We start from the raw sequence: 17,837 nt of genomic DNA on the forward strand, positions 1-17,837 counted from the left end.
ACCGTCACGCGCATTCCTCTGATCGGATCACCGTCGAGCACGCCCTGGCCGACCACAAACGCTGGAAACAACTGATGCGTTGGACCCACCGGCGCGAGAACCTCCCGGCCACCTATCGGGCCATCGCTGGACTGGTCTCCGACCGCACCGCGAACACCTGACAAGCACGGCAGACGGGGCCATCACGCCTCACCCGCTATCACGCACCAACTCGTTAGGGCTCGGCTCCTGAATTGATCGAACCTTTCAAAAAACCTTGGTTTATTGAAGGATCCACACGGCCCGGCCACGGTGAGAGGTGGGATGACTCCGCGGTCACTCTCACCCGGAGCCCGACAGCTGCCCCGGGCACGGATGCCTCGTCTTCGCCGTCCTATCCCTCTTCGTTCTGGTGGCGGTCGGCGGCCGACTGCGCCCGGGGCTCGAATCCGCTCTGTGCCGTGTCCGACTCCTGATCGCGGGCCGCGGCGGACTGGATACGCGCGGCGGCGTCCTTGTCCATCTCGGTGTGCTTGCTCATGTCCTTCACCTACCCGCTGACCAGCCCATTGCCGCTTTCCGGCGTACTTGGTCCACACCCCCATGTAGCCCACCGTGTCGGGGCCGCTCTGGCCGCCCACGCGGTGGGGGCCACGGTCTACCTCGAACATGGACGCCCCGCTCTGGAGGGGAATCACTGACTGCCACCGCCGTCGCGAAGCGCCGTGCCGGCAACGGGTACGCCCCTTGGTCGGCAGAACGCTCCCGGGCGTGACGCCCGCTGACCGGGAGAACCCGTCCGCGCCCCGGACCCCCGCAAGGCCCCACCCCGCAGAGCGCGGTGGAAGTGTCGAGCTGATCCGCTCCGCCGCCTCCGGCCCCAGCGAGGGGACACACGGCCCCGGACAAGGGAAGAGCCCCCGCGCGACGCCTCGTCGCGCGGGGGCCTCCGCCTCTCGCCGGACCCTTGCGGATCCCCCGATACCGACGGTCCGGCGCGGGCCGTGCGCGCTCACCCCCGTGGGCGCAGACCCCGCACCCGCGCCGTGTCAGCCCGGGACCGTACGACCGTGGAGGCCGCCCCCGTGGTCCGCGGGGTGCGCGGGTGCGCACCCACCTGTCTACCCGCCCAGCGACGGACAAACATGGAACGGGCCCGTCCGTGGCCGGACCCGGCTCACTCAGCCGCGCCCCACCAACCCAGCCCCGCCACCATGCCCGCCACGACCACCGCACCGGCACCCACCCGTCCGGGGCTCACCCCGGGCAGGGCGGTCAGGTCCACTCAACCAACGGCACCGCCAGCGCCCGCAGCCCCAGCGGGGCGAGCGCCGCGGCGCCCACGGCCAGAGTCCGCCGCCAGGCGGCGGGACGAGAACGCTCACGTGCGGGAGATACCGAAGAGGTGCTCATGGGGGGGATCCTTCCCTTGTCATGGCGGCGCGATCCGCCGGGACCACCCGACACTCCCCCGCACCGCCCGGCCGCCGCCTCGGCCGCACGACCGGACCGGGACCGACCCCGGACGGGACGAACCCCGACTTTGGTCGGTGTCGCCGCCCCGGCCCCCGCGCCTACGCTGACCCCGTGCTGAGCCCAACGGACGCCCCGTCCCGACACCGGTATCCCCTGGGTCCCGGTCCTCGTCACCGCGCTCGCCCGGCTCAGCCCCCGCGAACGCGAGGTCGCCCTGGCCGTGGCCCGCGGCGCCGCCAAGCCGTATATGAGCGTGGCCGCACTCGACCTGGACAACCGCACCCAGATCGCCCTGCTGGCCCACGACGCGGGCCTGGCCTGAACACTCCCGGGCGCTCACCCCGCCCGCGATACCGCCGCGGCACCATCCGCACTCCCGGCACGGCGGCGCACCAGCGACCACCCCGCGCCCGCCCACGACAACGCGACCACACCCGCCATTACCAGGCGCGACGTGAGCAGGTGCTCACGCGGATACAGGCTCCCGGTCAGGTAGAAGTCGATGAACCCCCGCTCCATCACCGGCCGCCCGGTCCGCTCCCGCGACCAGTTCTCCATCTCGGTCAACACGCACGGCCAGTCCACGAACACGATGCCCAACGCGTAGGCAGCCACCGCCAGGTGCGCCCACCACCACCGCGGCCACCGCCAGGCCACGAAACCACCGAGGACGACGAAGGCGAGGAAGGCGAAGTGCAGGGCCGCCGCGACGTGCCCCACCAGGAGGAGGAAGCTCATCCCCCGAACCTAGGAGCGCACCCCGCCACGCGCGTCGGTACCCGCACCCACCACCCCTGAGTATCCCTACTCTTGGCGGACCGAACGGGCCGGGACACCACCGCCACGGGGTGTCCCGGCCCGCCGGTCGCGAACCCGGTGCTAGGGGGAAGCGTCCGCGACCGGCGTGAGCGTGTCGGCGAACACCAGGCCGTGGCCGTGCCCGGTGTCGGCACGCACCCGGCCCCGGTCGAACTCCACCCCGCTGGGGCGGGCCAACGCACCCAGCGCGGCGAAGGAGGCCCGGTCGATGTCCTCGACCATGGCCACCCGGGGCAGGCACAGCGCCAACTGTCCCGACAGCTCGGGCAACAGGTGCGGAGCCACCGGCACGCCCCGGCGCGCCATCGACTCCGCGATCCGCAGGAACGGGGTGATCCCGCCCACCCGCACCGCGTTGGGCTGGGCGACGTCGCACACCCCCAGCTCCACGGCACGCTCGAACTCGGCGACCGTGCGCAGGTTCTCCCCGATCGCGAACGGGACCCGCACCCGCTCACGCAGACGCGCGTGCGCCTCCAGGTCCTCCGCGGGCAGCGGCTCCTCCACGAAGTGCGGGTCGAAGCCCTCCAGCGCCTCCAGCGCGCGCACCGCCCCCGGCACGTCCCAGCGCTGGTTGGCGTCCACCATCAGCGCACGGTCGGGGCCCAGTACCTCGCGCACCGCCCCCACCCGTTCCACGTCACGGGACACCTCGGTCGAGCCCACCTTCATCTTGACCGCCGTGTGCCCGGCCGCCACCCACCCGCGCACCTGCTCCAGCAGGTCCGCCAGCGGGTAGTCCAGGTTCACCCCGCTGCCGTAGGCGGGCACCGACTCGCGGCGCCGGCCCACCAGGTCCACCAGGCTCATCCCCGCCGCGCGGGCAGCCAGGTCCCACAGGGCGATGTCCACCCCGGCCAACGCCATCAGGGTCAGCCCGCTGGTCCCCGCCTCGCGCAGGTGCCAGCGCAACTCGTCCCACCGGGCCGGATGGGCCTCCCGGCCCACCAGAGCCGGGCGCAGGTCGTCGTTGACCAGGGCGGCCACCGCCCGCGCACCGATCAGCGGAGTCCAGGAGAACCCCGTACCGACCAGGCCGGTGTCGGTGACGACCCGCACCACCACGACGTCGTTGCGGTCCACGCCACCGTCCCAGGACCGGTGCAGCGGGAGCCGGAAGGCGCGCGCGCCCACCTCGGTGACGCGCACGCTCACGCCCCCTTGACCAGGGACAGGCCGGTCTCGATGAGCTCGCCCAGGGTCGCCTCCTCCTCCGGGGTGGGGTCGACGAACGGGGCGCGCACCCCGCCCACGTCCACCCCGCGCAGCCGCGCCCCCGCCTTGACCAGCGACACCGCGTACCCCGGAACCCGGTCGCGCAGGCGCACCAGCGGCTCGAAGAACTCGCGCGTCAGCGTCTCCGCGAGCGGATCACCCCCGTGGAAGGCGGTGTAGAAGGCGTTGGCCACCTCGGGCACGAACGCGAAGGCCGCGGAGGAGTACAACGGCACCCCCACCGAGGCGTAGGCGGGCACGGTCAGCTCCGCCGTGGGCAGCCCGTTGAAGAAGGTGAACTCCTCACCGCGCAGCCCACGCACGGCCAGCACGATCTGGTGCACCAGCCCCAGGTCGCCCACACCGTCCTTGATGCCCACCACCGTCGGGATCGCGGCCAGCTCCGCCGCGCTCTGCGGGGTGAAGACCATCGACCCGCGCTGGTAGACCACCACCGGGATGTCCACCGCCGAGGTCACCGTGCGCACGTACTCCACCAGGCCGCGCTGCGGGGCGCCCACCAGGTAGGGCGGCAGCAGCAGCACCGCGTCCGCGCCCAGCTCCCGGGCCGCCCGCGCCTGGTCGATGGCGGTGCCCACGCTGCCGCCCGCACCGGCCACCACCGGGACGCGGCCCGCGGTGACCTCCACCGACCGCCGCACCACGGCGGCGTGCTCGGCCGCCGACAGGGCATGCACCTCACCGGTACCGCACGCCGCGAACACCCCGCCCGCGCCGTGCTCCACACCCGAGGCCACGTGCTCGGCCAGCACGTCCTCGTTCACCCCTCCGCCGGAATCGAAGGGGGTCAGGGGGAAGAACAGGATTCCGTCGAAGTTCATGATGCTCCTTGAAACGCTTACCGAGGCCCCGGGGGCGCACAGGGGGCGCCCCCGGGCCGCCTCACAGGACGTGCTGGACGTGGCGGCGGGCCACGGTGGCGATGACGTCATCGCCGTCGGCGTCCCAGATCCGCTGGTTGAAGATCTCCACCTCGATGTCGCCGTCATACCCCGCCGCGTCCACCGCGCGGCGCAGACCGCGCACGTCGGCGTGGCCGTCACCGACCATGCCCCGGCCCAACAGGGCGTCGGAGGGGATCGGCAGCTCCCAGTCGCAGGCCTGGAAGGAGGCGATGCGGCCGCCGGCGCCCGCACGGGCGATCTGGTCCCACACCTGGGGGTCCCACCACACGTGGTAGGCGTCCACCACCACGCCCACGGCCCCGGCGTCGAAACGCTCGGCCAGGTCCAGGGCCTGCCCCAGGGTGGACAGCACCGCCCGGTCGGCGCAGAACATCGGGTGCAGGGGTTCCAGGGCCAGCCGCACCCCGCGCTCGACGGCGTAGGGCACCAGATCGGCCAGGGCCTCGGCCGCGCGCTCGCGGATCGCGACCAGGTCGCGCTCACCCTCGGGCATACCGCCCAGCACCATGACCAGGCAGGGCGCACCCACCTCGGCGGCCTCGTCGATCGCCCGCCGGTTGTCCTCCAGGGCCGCGGTCCGGTCGTGCCCGGTCAGGAACCCGGCACGGCAGTAGGAGGACACCCGCAGCCCGGACCGACGCAGCAGGCTGGCGGCCTTGGCCAGTCCCATCTCGGCCACCGGCTCACGCCACACGCCGATCGCGGGCAGCCCCGCGCGCAGGCAGCCGTCCACGGCCTGGGTCAGGTTCCAGTACTTGACGGTGGCCTGGTTGAGCGAGAGCCGTGCCAGACGGGGATCCCCCGGCTGGGGCGTGGGCACCGCGGCGGGCTGCCCCGAGGGCACGTCCACGGCCGCGGGTTCGACCGCTGTCGTGCTCACTGCTCCACCCCCGAGACCTCCAGGAGGGCCCGCATACGCGCCGCCGCCAGCTCGGGGTCGCGCAGGACCCCGGCGGCGTCGGCCAGGCGCACCGCCTGCGCCAGGTGGGGGAGATCGCGGGCGCTGTGCAGCCCGCCCACCATGTGGAAGCCCTTCTGGTGGCCGTTGAGCCAGGCCAGGAAGGCGATACCGGTCTTGTAGTAGAAGGTGGGCGCGGCGAACAGGTGCCGGGCCAGGGGAACCGTGGGCTCCATCAGGGCCCGGTACCGGTCGGTGTCGCCCTGGTCCAGGGCCGCCAGCGCGCGCGCCGCGGCCGGGGCGATCGCGGCGAAGATCCCCAGCAGCGCGTGGGAGTAGCCGTGCTCGTCGCCCAGGACCAGGTCCGGGTAGTTGAAGTCGTCGCCGGTGTACAGGCGCACGCCCTCGGGCAGCAGCCGGCGCAGCCGTACCTCCAGGTCGGCGTCCAGCAGCGAGACCTTGATGCCCTCCACCTTGGCGGCGTGCTCGGCGATCAGCGCGGCCACCGGCTCGATCGCCTCGGCCGGGTCGGCGTACCCCCAGTACCCCGCCAGGGCGGGGTCGAAGGCGGTGCCCAGCCAGTGCAGGATGACCGGCTGGTCGGCCCGGCCGAGCAGCTGCCCGTAGACCTTGGCGTAGTCGTCGGGCCCCGAGGCCACGGCGGCCAGCGCCCGCGAGGCCATCAGGATGGGGGTGGCCCCGGCGCCCTGGACGACGTCGAGCTGTTCACCATAGGCGGTGATAACGCTTTCCAGGCTGGCCTGCGAAGACTCCAGCTGGTCGGTGCCGACCCCGCAGGCCAGGGCGGCGCCGCGCGCGGCGGCCTCCGCCCCGGACCTGCGGATCAGCTCGGCGGTGGCCGCCCAGTCCAGGCCCATGCCGCGCTGGGCGGTGTCCATGGCGTCGGCCACGCCCAGCCCCTGGTCCCACAGGTGGTGGCGGAAGGCCAGGGTGGCGTCCCAGTCCAGTCGGGCGGGGGCTCCGGGGGAGTTGGGGGAGCAGGGGTCGGCGACCACGTGCGCCGCCGCGTAGGCGGTACGCGAGCGCGCGGGCGCCAGCGGGGAGGTGTCGACGGGGGCACCGCCCAGGGTGTAGGGGGCGGCCCGGCCGTCGGTGGTGGGAAGAAGGAGGAGCGTGCTCATGCGAGGGTGACCTCGTCCAGTTCGATCGTGCGCCCGGTGCGCGCCGACTGCAGCCCGGCCTCGGCCATCTGCAGACCGCGCGCCCCCGCGAGCAGGTCGTGCGGGAAGGGGGTGTCCAGGACCACGTGGCGCAGGAAGTCCTCCCACTGGGCGCGGAACCCGTTGGGGAACTCGGCGTTGTCGGGTACCGGCTCCCACTGGTCGCGGTAGCGGCCCGGGTCCTCCAGGTCGGGGTTCCAGACCGCCTTGGGGGTGGCCGAGCGGTGCTGGACACGGCAGGAGCGCAGGCCCGCCACGGCGCTGCCGTGGGTGCCGTCGACCTGGAACTCCACGAGTTCGTCGCGGGCCACGCGCACGTTCCACGAGGAGTTGATCTGGGCGATGACGCCGCCGTCCAGCTCGAAGATGCCGTAGGCGGAGTCGTCGGCGGTGGCCTCGTAGGGCTCGCCGTTCTCGTCCCAGCGGCGCGGGATGTGCGTGGCCACCTTGGCGGTGACCGCGCGCACCGGGCCGAACAGGTGCTCCAGGATGTAGTGCCAGTGCGGGAACATGTCCAGCACCATGCCGCCGCCCTCCTCGGCGCGGTAGTTCCAGCTGGGGCGCTGCGCGGGCTGCCAGTCGCCCTCGAAGACCCAGTAGCCGAACTCGCCGCGCACCGACAGGATCTCGCCGAAGAAGCCGCTGTCGATGAGCCTGCGCAGCTTGAGCAGGCCGGGCAGGAACAGCTTGTCCTGCACCACGCCGTTGCGCACCCCCGCGTCGCGGGCCAGCTTGGCCAGCTCCAGCGCCGCGCTGAGCGTGCTCGCGGTGGGCTTCTCGACGTAGATGTGCTTGCCCGCCGCGATGGCCGCGCGCACGGCGGCCTCGCGGGCGTGCGTGATCTGGGAGTCGAAGTAGATCGTGGTGTCGTCGTCGGCGAGCACCGCGTCCAGGTCGGTGGACCATCGCTCGATCCCGTGGCGCTCGGCGATCTCGCGCAGCTTGTGCTCGGAGCGCCCGACCAGGATGGGTTCGGGGATGATCCGGGAGCCGTCGGGCAGGCGCAGGCCGCCCTCCTCCCGGATGGCCAGGATCGACCGGGTCAGGTGCTGCCGGTACCCCATGCGACCGGTGACGCCGTTCATGGCGACACCCAGCACGTGATCACCCATAGGTTGTTACCACCTTTCCGTGTGAAAGCGCTTTCCAGCGTACGGCAAACCTACCTCTCGCACCAGGGGGACCCCTCGACCAGCTATGACACGGACCGTCTCGGGGTCGCTCCGCGCCCGACGCGACGCCCGTTCCGCCCGCCCGGCCGCAGGGTCCTCCGCCTCCGACCCGCCCGGCGCGACGACGTGGCCGTGCCCCCGGTCAACCCGACCGTCCCGGCCAGGCGCTTGACCACGAGGCCGGTCCCGACCCCGGACGTCACGCCACCTATCCGCGCACCTGCGCCACGACGATCACGTTCCCGTACAGGTCCGCCAGGTGCAGCGACCGGCTGTCGACGTCCTCCCGCTCGTTCCACACCCGCACGTCGTGCCCGCGCAGATGTGCGCGGACCGCGTCCAGGTCGTCGGTGTACAGGACGAGCAGGGGCTGACCGCCGCACTGTCCGCCGACCAGTTCGCGTTCCCGGTCACTGGTGGCGGTCATGAGCCAGAGGCCGACCGCCACCTGGCCGGGCACTCCGACGTGCAGGTAGCGGTATCCGCCCGTCATCTCGTCATGCAGGACGTCGAAACCGAGGACGTCGCGGTAGAAGGCCAGGGCGGCGTCGGGATCGTCGACGAGGACGACCGCGCGGCCGATGCCCGAGAACAGGTTCTCGTCAGTGGGAGGAGTCATGGTCGGCACCCTAGACCCGACCACCGACAGCGCACCGGACCGCTCAGGCGGCCCCGTCCCCCGGCGCCTTCCCGGGGGTGGACCGGGTGCGACGGCAAGGGGGGACGGGGGTCTCCGGCACTGGAAGACGGCTCCTATCCCCGAGAAGGGTGCTCCGGATCGTGGCCGACGCCCGTCTGGTCGCCCCGGGGCGCTCGTCCGCCCGTCCGGCGCCGGGCCCGTCACCACACGCCCCGATGGCCGACCTCACCCTCCCACCGTCTCCTGGGCCGCCGCCGCGGGCTCCCAGCGCAGCAGGTCACCCGGCTGGCACTCCAGCGCCTCACACAGCGCGGCGAGCGTGGCGAAGCGCACCGCCTTGGCCCGGCCGTTCTTGAGCACCGCCAGGTTGGCGGGCGTGATCCCGACGCGGTCCGCGAGCTCGCCCACCGACATCTTGCGCCGGGCCAGCATCACGTCGATGTCGACGACGATCGGCATCAGATCACCTCCTCGAGTTCGGCCCGCATCCGCGCCGCCTCCACGTCGCGTGCGATGGCCTGGGCCAGCAGCATCCGCAGCACCAGCACGATGAGCGCCACCCCCAGGATGGCCACCACGACCCCGCAGATCAGCAGAACGACGCCCGGGGCCGCCGCCTCGCCCGGCGCCAGCAGCACGGCGAGCGCGAACACCAGCCCCGCGGCCGCCACGAACGCGCCGATCACCACGTGCACGTAGCGGAAGGCGGAAGGGGAGAACACCGTTCCGCGCCGCACCATCGTCACCAGCTTCCACACGCACGCCAGCACCACCTGGGCCGTCACGATGCCCAGGAAGATGATCACCAGCAGCGGGGTGCGCAGGTAGGCGTAGTCCGGGTTGAGCTCGCGCAGGTCGATGGCCAACAGCGGCACCATCACCGCCTGCACGAACACCGAACCCGCGAGCAGCGCCACGAGCACGGCGCGCAGCGCGAGCACCGTCAACTTCCCCATTTCCCTCTCCTTCCATCGAAGAACGATAAGAATCTATCGAGATTCGATAGGTGTGGCAAGGGGTCAACCCAACAACGCCCCCAGCCGCGCCGCGTACCGGTCCAGCTCGGCCCGGTCGGCCCGCTCCCACGCCGCCTGCACGGAGAAGGAGTCACCCGGAAAACGCGGGAAGACGTGCAGGTGCACGTGGAAGACCTCCTGTCCCGCCGCCTCACCGTCGGCCAGGAACAGGTTGACGCCCTCGCAGCGCACGCCCCCGCCCGCCGAGGCGTCAGCGCGCAGAGCCCGGCCCACCCGCCGCGCCACGCTCCACAGACGCGCCCCCAACGCGTCCCCCACCTCCTCCAGGCCCACCAGGTGCTCGCGCGGTACCACCAGCACGTGCCCCGGCGTGACCGGGTACAGGTCCATGAACGCCAGCACCAGGTCGTCGGAGTGGACCAGGCTCACCTCGAGCCGACCCTCCCTGATCAGGCAGAACGTGCAGTCATCCACAGGGGCCTCCTTCGTCGGGGGGGCACCACCGTGCCACACCCCGCCCGCGCCCTCACCCCGGTTTCGCGGCGCGGACGCACCGCCCGCACGAGCGCGGGGACACCCGCGCCACGCCCGCCGGCCAAGCCCGCCTGAAGACCCCCGGTAAGTCCCCCTTGAGAGGAGAAGGCGCGCGAACCTCCCTAGACAAAACCCCTCCCAAGGGCCATCGTGGGGCGACACCGCGCCCAGCCAGCCGACATGACGATGCTGACCAGCCCAACTCCTGCTACCGTGCGGATCGCGAACTACGGGATGATTTAGGAGACCTGAACATGGTCCAACAGACGCGGACTCGCGAGCAGTGGGGGACGCGCGCGGGCTTCCTGATGGCGGCGATCGGCTCCGCCGTCGGTCTGGGCAACATCTGGCGATTCCCCTACATCGCCTACGAGAACGGTGGCGGCGCCTTCCTGGTGCCCTACCTCGTCGCCCTGCTCACCGCCGGAATCCCGCTGCTGATCCTGGAGTACGGCATCGGGCACCGCTTCCGCTCCTCCGCCCCGCTGGCCTACCGGCGCATCGCCCGACCCGCCGAGGCCATCGGCTGGTGGCAGGTGGCCATCTGCTTCGTCATCGCGGTCTACTACGGGGCGATCATCGCCTGGAGCGGCGCCTACCTCGTCTTCTCCGTGCGCCAGTCCTGGGGCGAGGACCCCAACGCCTTCTTCTTCGGCGACTACCTGCAGATGAGCGAGGCCCCCGGCGCGATCACCGGCTACGTCCCCGGCGTGGCCCTGCCCCTCATCGGCGTGTGGGCCGTGGTCCTGCTGATCCTGGCCCTGGGCGTGCGCCACGGCATCGAGAAGGCCAACAGGGTCTTCATCCCGCTCCTGGTGGTGCTGTTCCTCATCCTCGTGGTCCAGGCACTCACCCTGGACGGGGCCGCCACCGGCCTGGACGCCCTGTTCACCCCCGACTGGAGCGCCATGCTCAACGGCAGCGTGTGGGTGGCCGCCTACGGGCAGATCTTCTTCTCGCTCTCCATCGGCTTCGCCATCATGGTCACCTACGCCTCCTACCTGCGCAGGCGCACCGACCTGACCGGAACCGCCATCACCGCGGGCTTCGCCAACAGCTCCTTCGAACTCCTCGCCGGCATCGGCGTGTTCGCGGCGCTGGGCTTCATGGCCACCACCGCCGGCACCGGCGTCGACGAGGTCGCCGCCTCCGGCATCGGCCTGGCCTTCGTGGCCTTCCCGCAGATCATCTCCACGCTGCCCTTCGGCGGTGCCCTGTTCGGCATCCTCTTCTTCGGCTCCCTGACCATCGCGGGCATCAGCTCGCTGATCAGCATCGTCGAGGTCGTCATCTCCGCCGTGCGCGACCGCACCGGCCTGGGCCGCGTCCCCGCCGTCCTCATCGTGGGCGGCCTGATCGCCCTGGTCTCGATCCTGCTCTTCCCCACACCCCAGGGACTGCACTACCTGGACGTGTTCGACCACTTCATCAACCAGTACGGCATCGCCCTGGCCGCCCTGGTGATGCTCCTCGTGTTCGGATGGGCCCTGCGCCGGCTGCCGATGTTCGAAAAGCACGTCAACGCGGTCTCCTCCATCCGGCTCGCCCTGTGGTGGCGGATCGCCCTGGGCGTCATCACCCCGCTCCTGCTGGGCTTCATGATGTGGGACAGCCTGCGCACCGAGCTGGCCGAGGACTACGGCGGCTACCCGATCGGCTTCCTGCTGACCGCCGGATGGGGCGTGGCCATCGGCGCGATCGCCTTCGGCGTCATCGTCTCCCTCATCCCCTGGAGGCGGGCCGACGCCCTGGCCGCCCAGGACCGCCAGAACCAGGACGCCGCCGGCGCCCAGACCACGGAAGGGAACCGCTGATGTCCACCAGCGCGATCATCATGATGGTCGTCTCCATCGTCCTGCTGTGGGGCGGGCTCACCGCCGCGGTGCTGCACCTGCGCCGCCACCCCGACGACCCCGAAGCCCACTGAGAACACACTCGAGGGCCCCGGATCCCACGGATCCGGGGCCCTCTCCCGTTCCCACCGAAGGCGCCCCCCCAGCCCGGGGAGCACGTCTAGCGCGCGGCGAACTCCCGCACGATGCGCTCACAGAAGGCGGGCAGGTCGTCGGGGTTGCGGCTCGTGGTCACCCCCTGGTCGGTGACCACCTCCTCCTCCACCACCGTCGCGCCCGCGTTGCGCAGGTCGGTGCGCACACTGGGGTAGGAGGTCACCGTGCGCCCCCGCACCACGTCCGCCTCGACCAGGATCCACGGACCGTGGCAGATCGCCGCCACCGGCTTGCCCGACTCCACGAAGTCACGCACGAACCCCACCGCGTTCTGGTCCTGGCGCAGGTTGTCGGGGTTGACGGTCCCCCCGGGAACCACCAGGGCGTCGTAGTCACCGGCGCCGGCCTCGGACACCACACGGTCCACCGTGAACCGGTCCGCCTGGTTGATGTCGCCGTTCATCGCCTGGATCTGCCCGGACTTGAGCGAGACCAGGTCGACGTCGGCGCCCTCCTCGCGCAGCGCCTCGCGCGGCTTGACGAGCTCGACCTGCTCGACCCCGTCCGCCGCCAGGATCGCGACCCGGCGGCCGCTGAGCGTGTCAGCCATACTTGCCCCCCTTGGATTCGTCTGTCGTACGGCTGTGGCGCCCCTACCCGCACCCGCGCCCCTCCTCACATGCCCGCCGCACTCCCGCGAACCGGATCCGGCACCGGGGGATCGCACCGGCCAGACCCCGAGGAAGGAAAGCACCCATGACGGCGACCCGCCACCTGTACCTGGCCCTACACGCCGATGCCGACCGCGAGAACGGCGACCTCACCGCCACCGGCCGCCGCCAGGCCGTCCTGCTCGGCCGCGCGCTGCGCCGGGCGGGTGTGGAGGCGCTCTTCCACGGACCCCTGCCCCGCGCCGAGCAGACCGCGCACCTGGCCGACTAGCCCAGGCTGCCCTGGGAGCCCTCCCACACACCGGCGGGCACCCGCTCCACCAGGTCGATCACCGCGTCGGCGCGCGCCTGGACCCGCTCGGCGTCCAGGGCACCGGCCTCCCAGGAGAGCAGGTGCTGGCCGGTGAAACGGAACGGAACCAGGTCCGCCCGGGAGAGTAGCCACCCGCGCGTACGCGGAGCCAGCACGGTCGCGGCGAAGACGTCGTCACCGCTGAGGACGGCCAGACGCTCGTCGAACCCGGCCTCCCCCGACCGCCACAGGTGCCCCTCCAGCAGGCGGGGCCGCGGCGGCGCGCCCTCGGCCGGGGCCGCCTCCACCTGCAGCAGCGGCACGGCTTCGGGAAGGGCGGCCACCACCACGGTGTACACGTGCGCCACGGTCTGGTCGCGGTGCCGGGGGTGGGGGGCGGTGTAGGAGTACTCATAGGCCAGGACGCGGCGACCGCGCCGCTCGGCGCACAGCACGTGCCGGGCCCGGGCGTTGGAGCGCCGTTCCAGGAACGGCACCCCCTCGAACCGGTCCACCAGTTCGGGACGCTCCCGGTCACAGCGCCACCCCCGCTCACGCGCCCAGGCGGCCAGAACGCGGGAGCGGTGGCGTTCGGCGGCGGCGCCCGCGACCGCCATCACACCCACCCCCGCGACCACCAGGGCCGCGGTCACCAGCATCAGGACAGTGGTGCTCTCCATGGGGGGCTCCTCGTGCAGAGTGCGGATCTCCACCACTGAGACGCCGCTCACACCGGCGCCGTTCCACCCCGTGGCCCACTCGTTACCTGCCAAGAACCCGCCGTCGAGGCCCGTCCGGCACCGGCGCTCCGCGAACACCACTGCGGCCTCCGCAGCTCCGGTCCACCAGTCCGCCGCCACGACCCCGACCCCAGGTCCCGGGCCAGGTCCTCCAACAACCACAGCGGGCGGGGGCCCATGGACCGCTCCAACAGCCAGGCGGGGTCACAGCCCGCCGAACGCGGAAAACGGTCCGGGCGTCACCGACCGGCAAAAGGGTTCGACAACCCCGCCCCCGGGGCGCCAAGCTGGCCCTCGACCCAGCACCCGACCGCCGAGGACGCCCCCCGTGCACACACCTCGCACCTGGAACACCCGCGCGGAGACCGACGCCGACATCCCCGCCGTGTACACCGTCAACGCGGCCGCCTTCGAGACCACCGCCGAGGCCGACCTCGTCCAGGCCCTGCGCGGGGACCCGGCCTGGATCCCGGGCCTGTCCCTGGTGGCCACCGGCGCCCGCGACGTCCCCGTGGCCCACGCGCTGCTGACCCGCTGCCACGTCGACCACACCCCCGCCCTGTGCCTGGGCCCGTGCGCGGTACTGCCCCACCACCAGCGCACCGGCGCCGGAACAGCGGTGATACACGCCGCCCTGAACGCCGCCCGCCAGGCGGGCGAACACCACGTCATCGTCCTGGGCCACCCGGAGTACTACCCCCGCTTCGGGTTCACCCGCGCCTCCCGCCACGGCATCGGGCTGAGCATCGAGGTCCCCGACGAGGCCCTCATGGCCCTGTCCCTGGACCCCGACCACCCGCTGCCCAGCGGCACCGTCCGCTACGCCGCGCCGTTCGGCATCTGACCCCCGCCCTCTGCGACCTTCGCCCGGTCACATCAGGCGCCGCCGCCACGTCGACCCGGTGACACCCCACCCGCACGACGGACCCGGACGGGAGAACGTGACCGAACGCCGCGAGGAACCCGTGGCCGAGCACACCACCGAACCCGCCACACCCCACCCCGACACCGACCCCGCCGAACAGGCGCCCCTCGCCGACTCGGTGGGCCTGGCCCTGCTGGTGGTCCTGGACACCCTCACCCCGCCCGAACGGCTGGCCTTCGTCCTGCACGACCTGTTCGCCCTGCCCTTCGACCAGATCGCGCCGATCCTGGACCGCACCCCCAGGCCACCCGGAAACTGGCCAGCCGGGCCCGGCGGCGCGTGCGCGGAGCCCACCCCCAGGACCCGAACCCGGTCCGGCGGCACCGAGTCGTGGCGGCCTTCCTGGCCGCGGCGCGCGGCGGCGACCTCACCCAACTCCTGGCCGTGCTCGCCCCCGACGTCCAGGTCCGCGCCGACGAGGCCACCGTCCTGCGCGGGGTCCCCGCCACCACCCGCGGGGCCCACCGGGTGGCCCGTCAGACCATCACCTTCCCCCGACTGGCCCACCACTCCCGCTGGACACCGTCGACGGCGCACCCGCGATCATCTCCACGCGTGACGGGTGCCCCCACGGAGTCCTGGTCCTCGCCCTCGAAGGGGACCTCATCACCCGCATCACCGTGCGCTACGACCCCGCCCTGCTGGCCTCCCTCACCTGAGCGCCCGCGGCGCCGCCCCCGCACGGAGCCCGCTCCGGCAGGGCGCGAACCCCCGGCGTAGAGTGCCCCCCATGGACCGGATCTGGACGCTGATCGACAGCTACCACACCCCCGTCTACTTCGCCCCCGAAACCGAGACCGCCTACCGCGAGGCCGGGTTCAAGGGCTACTGGATGGGCTACTTCGCCTCCCGCTCCGCCGCCCTCGGCCCCGCCCCCGCCGACGTGGTCACCGCCGCCTTCTACAACTTCGCCCCCGCCCGCGTCGCCCGCGCCATCCCCGACGCCTGGACCCTCTCCTCCCCCCGCGCCGCCCTGACCGCCCGCGCCTCGGTCGCCGACCAGGTCCTGGGCCGGGTCCTGGGCGAGCTGACCCACTCCCCCGACACCGCCCGGGCCGCCGAGGCCGCCGTCGCGGCCGTCCACGCCTGCCCCCGGGCCGGCCGCACCCTCTTCGCCGCCCACGCCGCCCTCCCCGTCCCCGACCAACCCCACCTGGCCCTGTGGTGGGCCGCCACCGCCCTGCGCGAGTTCCGCGGCGACGGGCACATCGCCGCCCTCATGGCCGCCGGAGTGGACGGCTGCGAGGCCAACGTCATCTCGGTCGCGCTCGGCACGGCCCCCCAACGCCAACGCGACCTGCGCGGCTGGACCGAACAGGAATGGGACCAGGCCAGGGAACGCCTGCGCGAGCGCGGCTGGCTCACCCCCCACGGCACCCTGACCGACCTCGGCCGCACCGAACGCGAACGCGTCGAAGCCACCACCGACCGCCTGGCCGCCCCCGCCCTGGCACCCCTGGGACCCCACGGCACGGACGACCTCACCCGCCTGCTGGAACCCCTGGCCGAACGCATCCTGGCCTCGGGCGTCCTGCCCTTCCCCAACGCCATGGCACTGCCCCGCCCCTGAGCCGCGGCCGCCCTGGCCTGGACCGAACACCTCACCGTGGGCCTGGGCCTGCTCCGCGAACACCTCGACGCCCTGCACGCCCTCCTGGCCGGGGAGAAAGTCACCGTCCGGGGCCGCTACGTCCGCCTGGACGGCGTGGCCCTGGACCACCCCGCCCACCACCCCCCGACCCCGAGGGCTTCGTGCGCTTCGCCGCCCACCGGGGTACGCGCCCCCTCCTGGGCTGAACAGCCCACCACACCACATGGCATCCTGAAGACATGACACCGGTCACCCTGGAACTGCGCTTCGCACCCCCACTGCGTTTCCTCCTGGCCCCACGCCACCGCCAGGGCACCGTCCACCTGGACCAGGAACCCACCTCCACCCTCGGCCACGCCGTACAGTCACTGGGCGTACCGCTGACCGAGGTCGGCGAACTGCGCGTCCACGACCGCCCCGCCACCCCCGACCACCGCCCCGCCCACGGCGAGGTCGTCGACGTCCTGGCCCACCAGTGGCCCCAGACCGTGCCCTTCGACCCGGTGCGCTTCCTCCTCGACGTCCACCTGGGCACCCTGGCCCGCCGCCTGCGCCTGCTGGGCGTGGACACCGCCTACCACAACGACCGCGACGACCCCTCCCTGGTGGCCCAGGCCAACGACGAGGAACGCGTTCTGCTCACCCGCGACCGCGGACTGCTGCACCGCAAGAACCTGCGCGCCGGCGGCCACGTCCGACCCGACCGCCCCGACGACCAGCTCCACGAGGTCCTGGCACGGTTCGCCCCCGCACTGCGCCCCTGGACACGCTGCCCGGCCTGCAACGGCCTCCTGACCCCGGTGGCCAAACACCAGGTCCAGAACCGCCTGGAACCGGGCACCCGCGCCACCCAGGAGTCGTTCGCGCGCTGCCGCTCCTGCGACCGGGTCTACTGGCCCGGATCCCACCACGCACGCCTGGACCGGATCGTGCGCCGGGCCCAGGAGGCCGCCCCCCGCTGAACCCCGGCCCCACCGAACCACCACCCGCCCCCGCGCACCGCACAGCGCGGTATGCCACCATTCCCGGCGTGAACGTCACCGGCTACCTCACCGCCCTGGACCGCGAGGGCCGCCTCCTGGCCGAGGCCGCCACCACCGCGGGCACCGACGCCCCCGTGGCCACCCGCCCCGGATGGCGCGTACGCGACCTGCTCACCCACACCGGCCAGGTCCACCGCTGGGCCGCGGCGCACGTGGCCTCCGGCAACGGCGGACCACCCGTCCAGGGCCAGACCGCCAAGGCCGTCTTCCCCCCTCCGAGGACGCGCTCCTGGACTGGTTCCGCCAGGGCCACGCCGACCTCGTCCACACCCTGACCCGCGCCGCCCCCGACACCGACTGCTTCGCGTTCCTGCCCGCACCCTCACCCCTGGCGTTCTGGGCGCGCCGCCAGACCCACGAGACCACCATCCACCGCATCGACGCACAGTCCGCCCTGCCCGGACGCCCCCGCCCCGACCCCGTCGACCCCCCGCTGGCCGCCGACGGCGTCGACGAACTCCTCCTGGGCTTCTTCGCCCGCCCCGGCGGCCCCCTGGTGGCCGACCCCGCCCTGGTCCTGACCCTGCACGCCACCGACATCGACCAGAGCTGGACCGTCTCCCCCACCCCCACCGGCCGCACCACCAGGCGCGGAGCCGACCCCGACGCCCACACCACGGTCAGCGGACCGGTCAGCGGGCCCTGCCCCTGTGGCGCGAACGCGCCCGCGTCCAGTGGCGCCGCTAACGACGTGGTGCGCGATAGCTGACATCCCGGCCTGAGCATGCGAACGGCCGTGCGGGACGATCATGATTGTGACGTCAAAATGGGCCCGCACGGCCTTGAGCCATCGTATCTGCACCGGGATC

22 protein-coding genes and 2 pseudogenes are annotated in these 17,837 nt (G+C 72.9%); 10 read left to right on the forward strand and 14 right to left on the reverse strand.

Translation table 11 applies throughout. The features are described from left to right. Window positions 1-373: 373 nt before the first annotated feature. A complete protein-coding gene (locus tag FYW95_RS27890; RefSeq protein ID WP_201295061.1) occupies window positions 374-520 on the reverse strand; it encodes a hypothetical protein in 147 nt (48 codons plus the stop codon). A gap of 734 nt (window positions 521-1,254) precedes the next feature. Next, window positions 1,255-1,392, reverse strand: coding sequence for a hypothetical protein (locus FYW95_RS26755; RefSeq protein ID WP_159943514.1), 138 nt, complete (start codon window positions 1,390-1,392; stop codon window positions 1,255-1,257). A gap of 235 nt (window positions 1,393-1,627) precedes the next feature. Between FYW95_RS26755 and FYW95_RS29035 the strand changes: the two are divergent. After that, window positions 1,628-1,777, forward strand: a pseudogene (locus FYW95_RS29035) (DNA-binding response regulator); the annotation flags it as partial. A 14-nt stretch (window positions 1,778-1,791) separates the two neighbouring features. Here FYW95_RS29035 and FYW95_RS26765 read toward each other — a convergent pair. The 10 genes from FYW95_RS26765 to FYW95_RS26810 form a co-directional block, all read right to left on the reverse strand. After that, window positions 1,792-2,193 (reverse strand): DUF2784 domain-containing protein, encoded by a 402-nt coding sequence (locus tag FYW95_RS26765; RefSeq protein ID WP_159943513.1) that lies wholly within the window; start codon window positions 2,191-2,193, stop codon window positions 1,792-1,794. A gap of 141 nt (window positions 2,194-2,334) precedes the next feature. Further along, window positions 2,335-3,423, reverse strand: a complete 1,089-nt coding sequence (locus tag FYW95_RS26770) for a mandelate racemase/muconate lactonizing enzyme family protein (RefSeq protein WP_159943525.1) — start codon at window positions 3,421-3,423, stop codon at window positions 2,335-2,337. A 2-nt stretch (window positions 3,424-3,425) separates the two neighbouring features. Next, the gene (locus FYW95_RS26775) at window positions 3,426-4,331 is read right to left on the reverse strand and encodes a 5-dehydro-4-deoxyglucarate dehydratase (protein ID WP_160050986.1); all 906 of its coding nucleotides are present in this window, start codon (window positions 4,329-4,331) and stop codon (window positions 3,426-3,428) included. 61 nt (window positions 4,332-4,392) lie between these two features. After that, on the reverse strand, window positions 4,393-5,295 hold the full coding sequence (locus tag FYW95_RS26780; protein ID WP_159943511.1) for a sugar phosphate isomerase/epimerase family protein: 903 nt from the start codon (window positions 5,293-5,295) through the stop codon (window positions 4,393-4,395). After that, the gene (locus FYW95_RS26785; RefSeq protein ID WP_159943510.1) at window positions 5,292-6,455 is read right to left on the reverse strand and encodes a dihydrodipicolinate synthase family protein; all 1,164 of its coding nucleotides are present in this window, start codon (window positions 6,453-6,455) and stop codon (window positions 5,292-5,294) included. The genes FYW95_RS26780 and FYW95_RS26785 overlap by 4 nt, the downstream gene beginning before the upstream one ends. After that, on the reverse strand, window positions 6,452-7,606 hold the full coding sequence (locus FYW95_RS26790) for a Gfo/Idh/MocA family protein (protein ID WP_159943509.1): 1,155 nt from the start codon (window positions 7,604-7,606) through the stop codon (window positions 6,452-6,454). The genes FYW95_RS26785 and FYW95_RS26790 overlap by 4 nt, the downstream gene beginning before the upstream one ends. Window positions 7,607-7,874: 268 nt before the next feature. After that, on the reverse strand, window positions 7,875-8,285 hold the full coding sequence (locus tag FYW95_RS26795; protein WP_159943508.1) for a VOC family protein: 411 nt from the start codon (window positions 8,283-8,285) through the stop codon (window positions 7,875-7,877). Window positions 8,286-8,531: 246 nt separating this feature from the next. Next, entirely contained in the window at window positions 8,532-8,765 is a 234-nt protein-coding gene (locus FYW95_RS26800; protein ID WP_159943507.1) for a helix-turn-helix domain-containing protein, read from the reverse strand. Then, complete coding sequence (locus tag FYW95_RS26805; protein ID WP_159943506.1) at window positions 8,765-9,262, reverse strand: DUF2975 domain-containing protein; 498 nt, start codon at window positions 9,260-9,262, stop codon at window positions 8,765-8,767. Before FYW95_RS26805 ends, FYW95_RS26800 begins: the two co-directional genes overlap by 1 nt. A 63-nt stretch (window positions 9,263-9,325) precedes the next feature. Next, complete coding sequence (locus FYW95_RS26810) at window positions 9,326-9,757, reverse strand: HIT family protein (protein WP_159943505.1); 432 nt, start codon at window positions 9,755-9,757, stop codon at window positions 9,326-9,328. 314 nt (window positions 9,758-10,071) lie between these two features. Here FYW95_RS26810 and FYW95_RS26815 point away from each other — a divergent pair, with 314 nt between their 5' ends. Beyond that, entirely contained in the window at window positions 10,072-11,631 is a 1,560-nt protein-coding gene (locus tag FYW95_RS26815; protein WP_159943504.1) for a sodium-dependent transporter, read from the forward strand. After that, complete coding sequence (locus FYW95_RS26820; protein ID WP_159943503.1) at window positions 11,631-11,744, forward strand: methionine/alanine import family NSS transporter small subunit; 114 nt, start codon at window positions 11,631-11,633, stop codon at window positions 11,742-11,744. Before FYW95_RS26815 ends, FYW95_RS26820 begins: the two co-directional genes overlap by 1 nt. A gap of 86 nt (window positions 11,745-11,830) precedes the next feature. Here FYW95_RS26820 and FYW95_RS26825 read toward each other — a convergent pair whose 3' ends face one another. After that, window positions 11,831-12,376, reverse strand: a complete 546-nt coding sequence (locus FYW95_RS26825) for a type 1 glutamine amidotransferase domain-containing protein (RefSeq protein ID WP_159943502.1) — start codon at window positions 12,374-12,376, stop codon at window positions 11,831-11,833. A 146-nt stretch (window positions 12,377-12,522) separates the two neighbouring features. Here FYW95_RS26825 and FYW95_RS26830 point away from each other — a divergent pair, with 146 nt between their 5' ends. Next, on the forward strand, window positions 12,523-12,708 hold the full coding sequence (locus FYW95_RS26830) for a histidine phosphatase family protein (protein WP_159943501.1): 186 nt from the start codon (window positions 12,523-12,525) through the stop codon (window positions 12,706-12,708). Here FYW95_RS26830 and FYW95_RS26835 read toward each other — a convergent pair. Beyond that, entirely contained in the window at window positions 12,705-13,460 is a 756-nt protein-coding gene (locus FYW95_RS26835) for a hypothetical protein (protein WP_236572343.1), read from the reverse strand. The genes FYW95_RS26830 and FYW95_RS26835 overlap by 4 nt on opposite strands. Window positions 13,461-13,797: 337 nt before the next feature. Here FYW95_RS26835 and FYW95_RS26840 point away from each other — a divergent pair, with 337 nt between their 5' ends. From FYW95_RS26840 to FYW95_RS26865, 6 genes and pseudogenes are all read left to right on the forward strand, one after another. Beyond that, the gene (locus tag FYW95_RS26840) at window positions 13,798-14,313 is read left to right on the forward strand and encodes a GNAT family N-acetyltransferase (RefSeq protein WP_159943499.1); all 516 of its coding nucleotides are present in this window, start codon (window positions 13,798-13,800) and stop codon (window positions 14,311-14,313) included. A gap of 97 nt (window positions 14,314-14,410) precedes the next feature. After that, a complete protein-coding gene (locus tag FYW95_RS26845) occupies window positions 14,411-14,953 on the forward strand; it encodes a sigma-70 family RNA polymerase sigma factor family protein (RefSeq protein WP_159943498.1) in 543 nt (180 codons plus the stop codon). Between the two features lie 171 nt (window positions 14,954-15,124). Next, window positions 15,125-15,964 carry an SCO6745 family protein gene (locus tag FYW95_RS26850; RefSeq protein WP_159943497.1) on the forward strand — a complete coding sequence of 280 codons (840 nt, stop codon included), beginning with the start codon at window positions 15,125-15,127 and terminating at the stop codon, window positions 15,962-15,964. 36 nt (window positions 15,965-16,000) lie between these two features. After that, window positions 16,001-16,228, forward strand: a complete 228-nt coding sequence (locus tag FYW95_RS28545; protein ID WP_236567878.1) for an LLM class flavin-dependent oxidoreductase — start codon at window positions 16,001-16,003, stop codon at window positions 16,226-16,228. Next, a complete protein-coding gene (locus FYW95_RS26860) occupies window positions 16,225-16,947 on the forward strand; it encodes a Mut7-C RNAse domain-containing protein (protein ID WP_159943496.1) in 723 nt (240 codons plus the stop codon). The genes FYW95_RS28545 and FYW95_RS26860 overlap by 4 nt, the downstream gene beginning before the upstream one ends. Window positions 16,948-17,015: 68 nt before the next feature. Further along, window positions 17,016-17,737 (forward strand): annotated as a pseudogene (locus FYW95_RS26865) (maleylpyruvate isomerase family mycothiol-dependent enzyme). Window positions 17,738-17,837: the final 100 nt, after the last annotated feature.

It is taken from the genome of Nocardiopsis sp. FR4 (genome assembly GCF_009830945.1).
Taxonomy (GTDB): domain Bacteria; phylum Actinomycetota; class Actinomycetes; order Streptosporangiales; family Streptosporangiaceae; genus Nocardiopsis.

Excerpts from the sequence above, each read along its gene's own strand:
- FYW95_RS27890 (WP_201295061.1), bottom strand. The coding sequence starts at position 520 with ATGAGCAAGCACACCGAGATGGACAAGGACGCCGCCGCGCGTATCCAG.
- FYW95_RS26755 (WP_159943514.1), bottom strand. The coding sequence starts at position 1,392 with ATGAGCACCTCTTCGGTATCTCCCGCACGTGAGCGTTCTCGTCCCGCC.
- FYW95_RS26765 (WP_159943513.1), bottom strand. The coding sequence starts at position 2,193 with ATGAGCTTCCTCCTCCTGGTGGGGCACGTCGCGGCGGCCCTGCACTTC.
- FYW95_RS26775 (WP_160050986.1), bottom strand. The coding sequence starts at position 4,331 with ATGAACTTCGACGGAATCCTGTTCTTCCCCCTGACCCCCTTCGATTCC.
- FYW95_RS26785 (WP_159943510.1), bottom strand. The coding sequence starts at position 6,455 with ATGAGCACGCTCCTCCTTCTTCCCACCACCGACGGCCGGGCCGCCCCC.
- FYW95_RS26790 (WP_159943509.1), bottom strand. The coding sequence starts at position 7,606 with ATGGGTGATCACGTGCTGGGTGTCGCCATGAACGGCGTCACCGGTCGC.
- FYW95_RS26795 (WP_159943508.1), bottom strand. The coding sequence starts at position 8,285 with ATGACTCCTCCCACTGACGAGAACCTGTTCTCGGGCATCGGCCGCGCG.
- FYW95_RS26800 (WP_159943507.1), bottom strand. The coding sequence starts at position 8,765 with ATGCCGATCGTCGTCGACATCGACGTGATGCTGGCCCGGCGCAAGATG.
- FYW95_RS26805 (WP_159943506.1), bottom strand. The coding sequence starts at position 9,262 with ATGGGGAAGTTGACGGTGCTCGCGCTGCGCGCCGTGCTCGTGGCGCTG.
- FYW95_RS26815 (WP_159943504.1), top strand. The coding sequence starts at position 10,072 with ATGGTCCAACAGACGCGGACTCGCGAGCAGTGGGGGACGCGCGCGGGC.
- FYW95_RS26820 (WP_159943503.1), top strand. The coding sequence starts at position 11,631 with ATGTCCACCAGCGCGATCATCATGATGGTCGTCTCCATCGTCCTGCTG.
- FYW95_RS26825 (WP_159943502.1), bottom strand. The coding sequence starts at position 12,376 with ATGGCTGACACGCTCAGCGGCCGCCGGGTCGCGATCCTGGCGGCGGAC.
- FYW95_RS26830 (WP_159943501.1), top strand. The coding sequence starts at position 12,523 with ATGACGGCGACCCGCCACCTGTACCTGGCCCTACACGCCGATGCCGAC.
- FYW95_RS26850 (WP_159943497.1), top strand. The coding sequence starts at position 15,125 with ATGGACCGGATCTGGACGCTGATCGACAGCTACCACACCCCCGTCTAC.
- FYW95_RS26860 (WP_159943496.1), top strand. The coding sequence starts at position 16,225 with ATGACACCGGTCACCCTGGAACTGCGCTTCGCACCCCCACTGCGTTTC.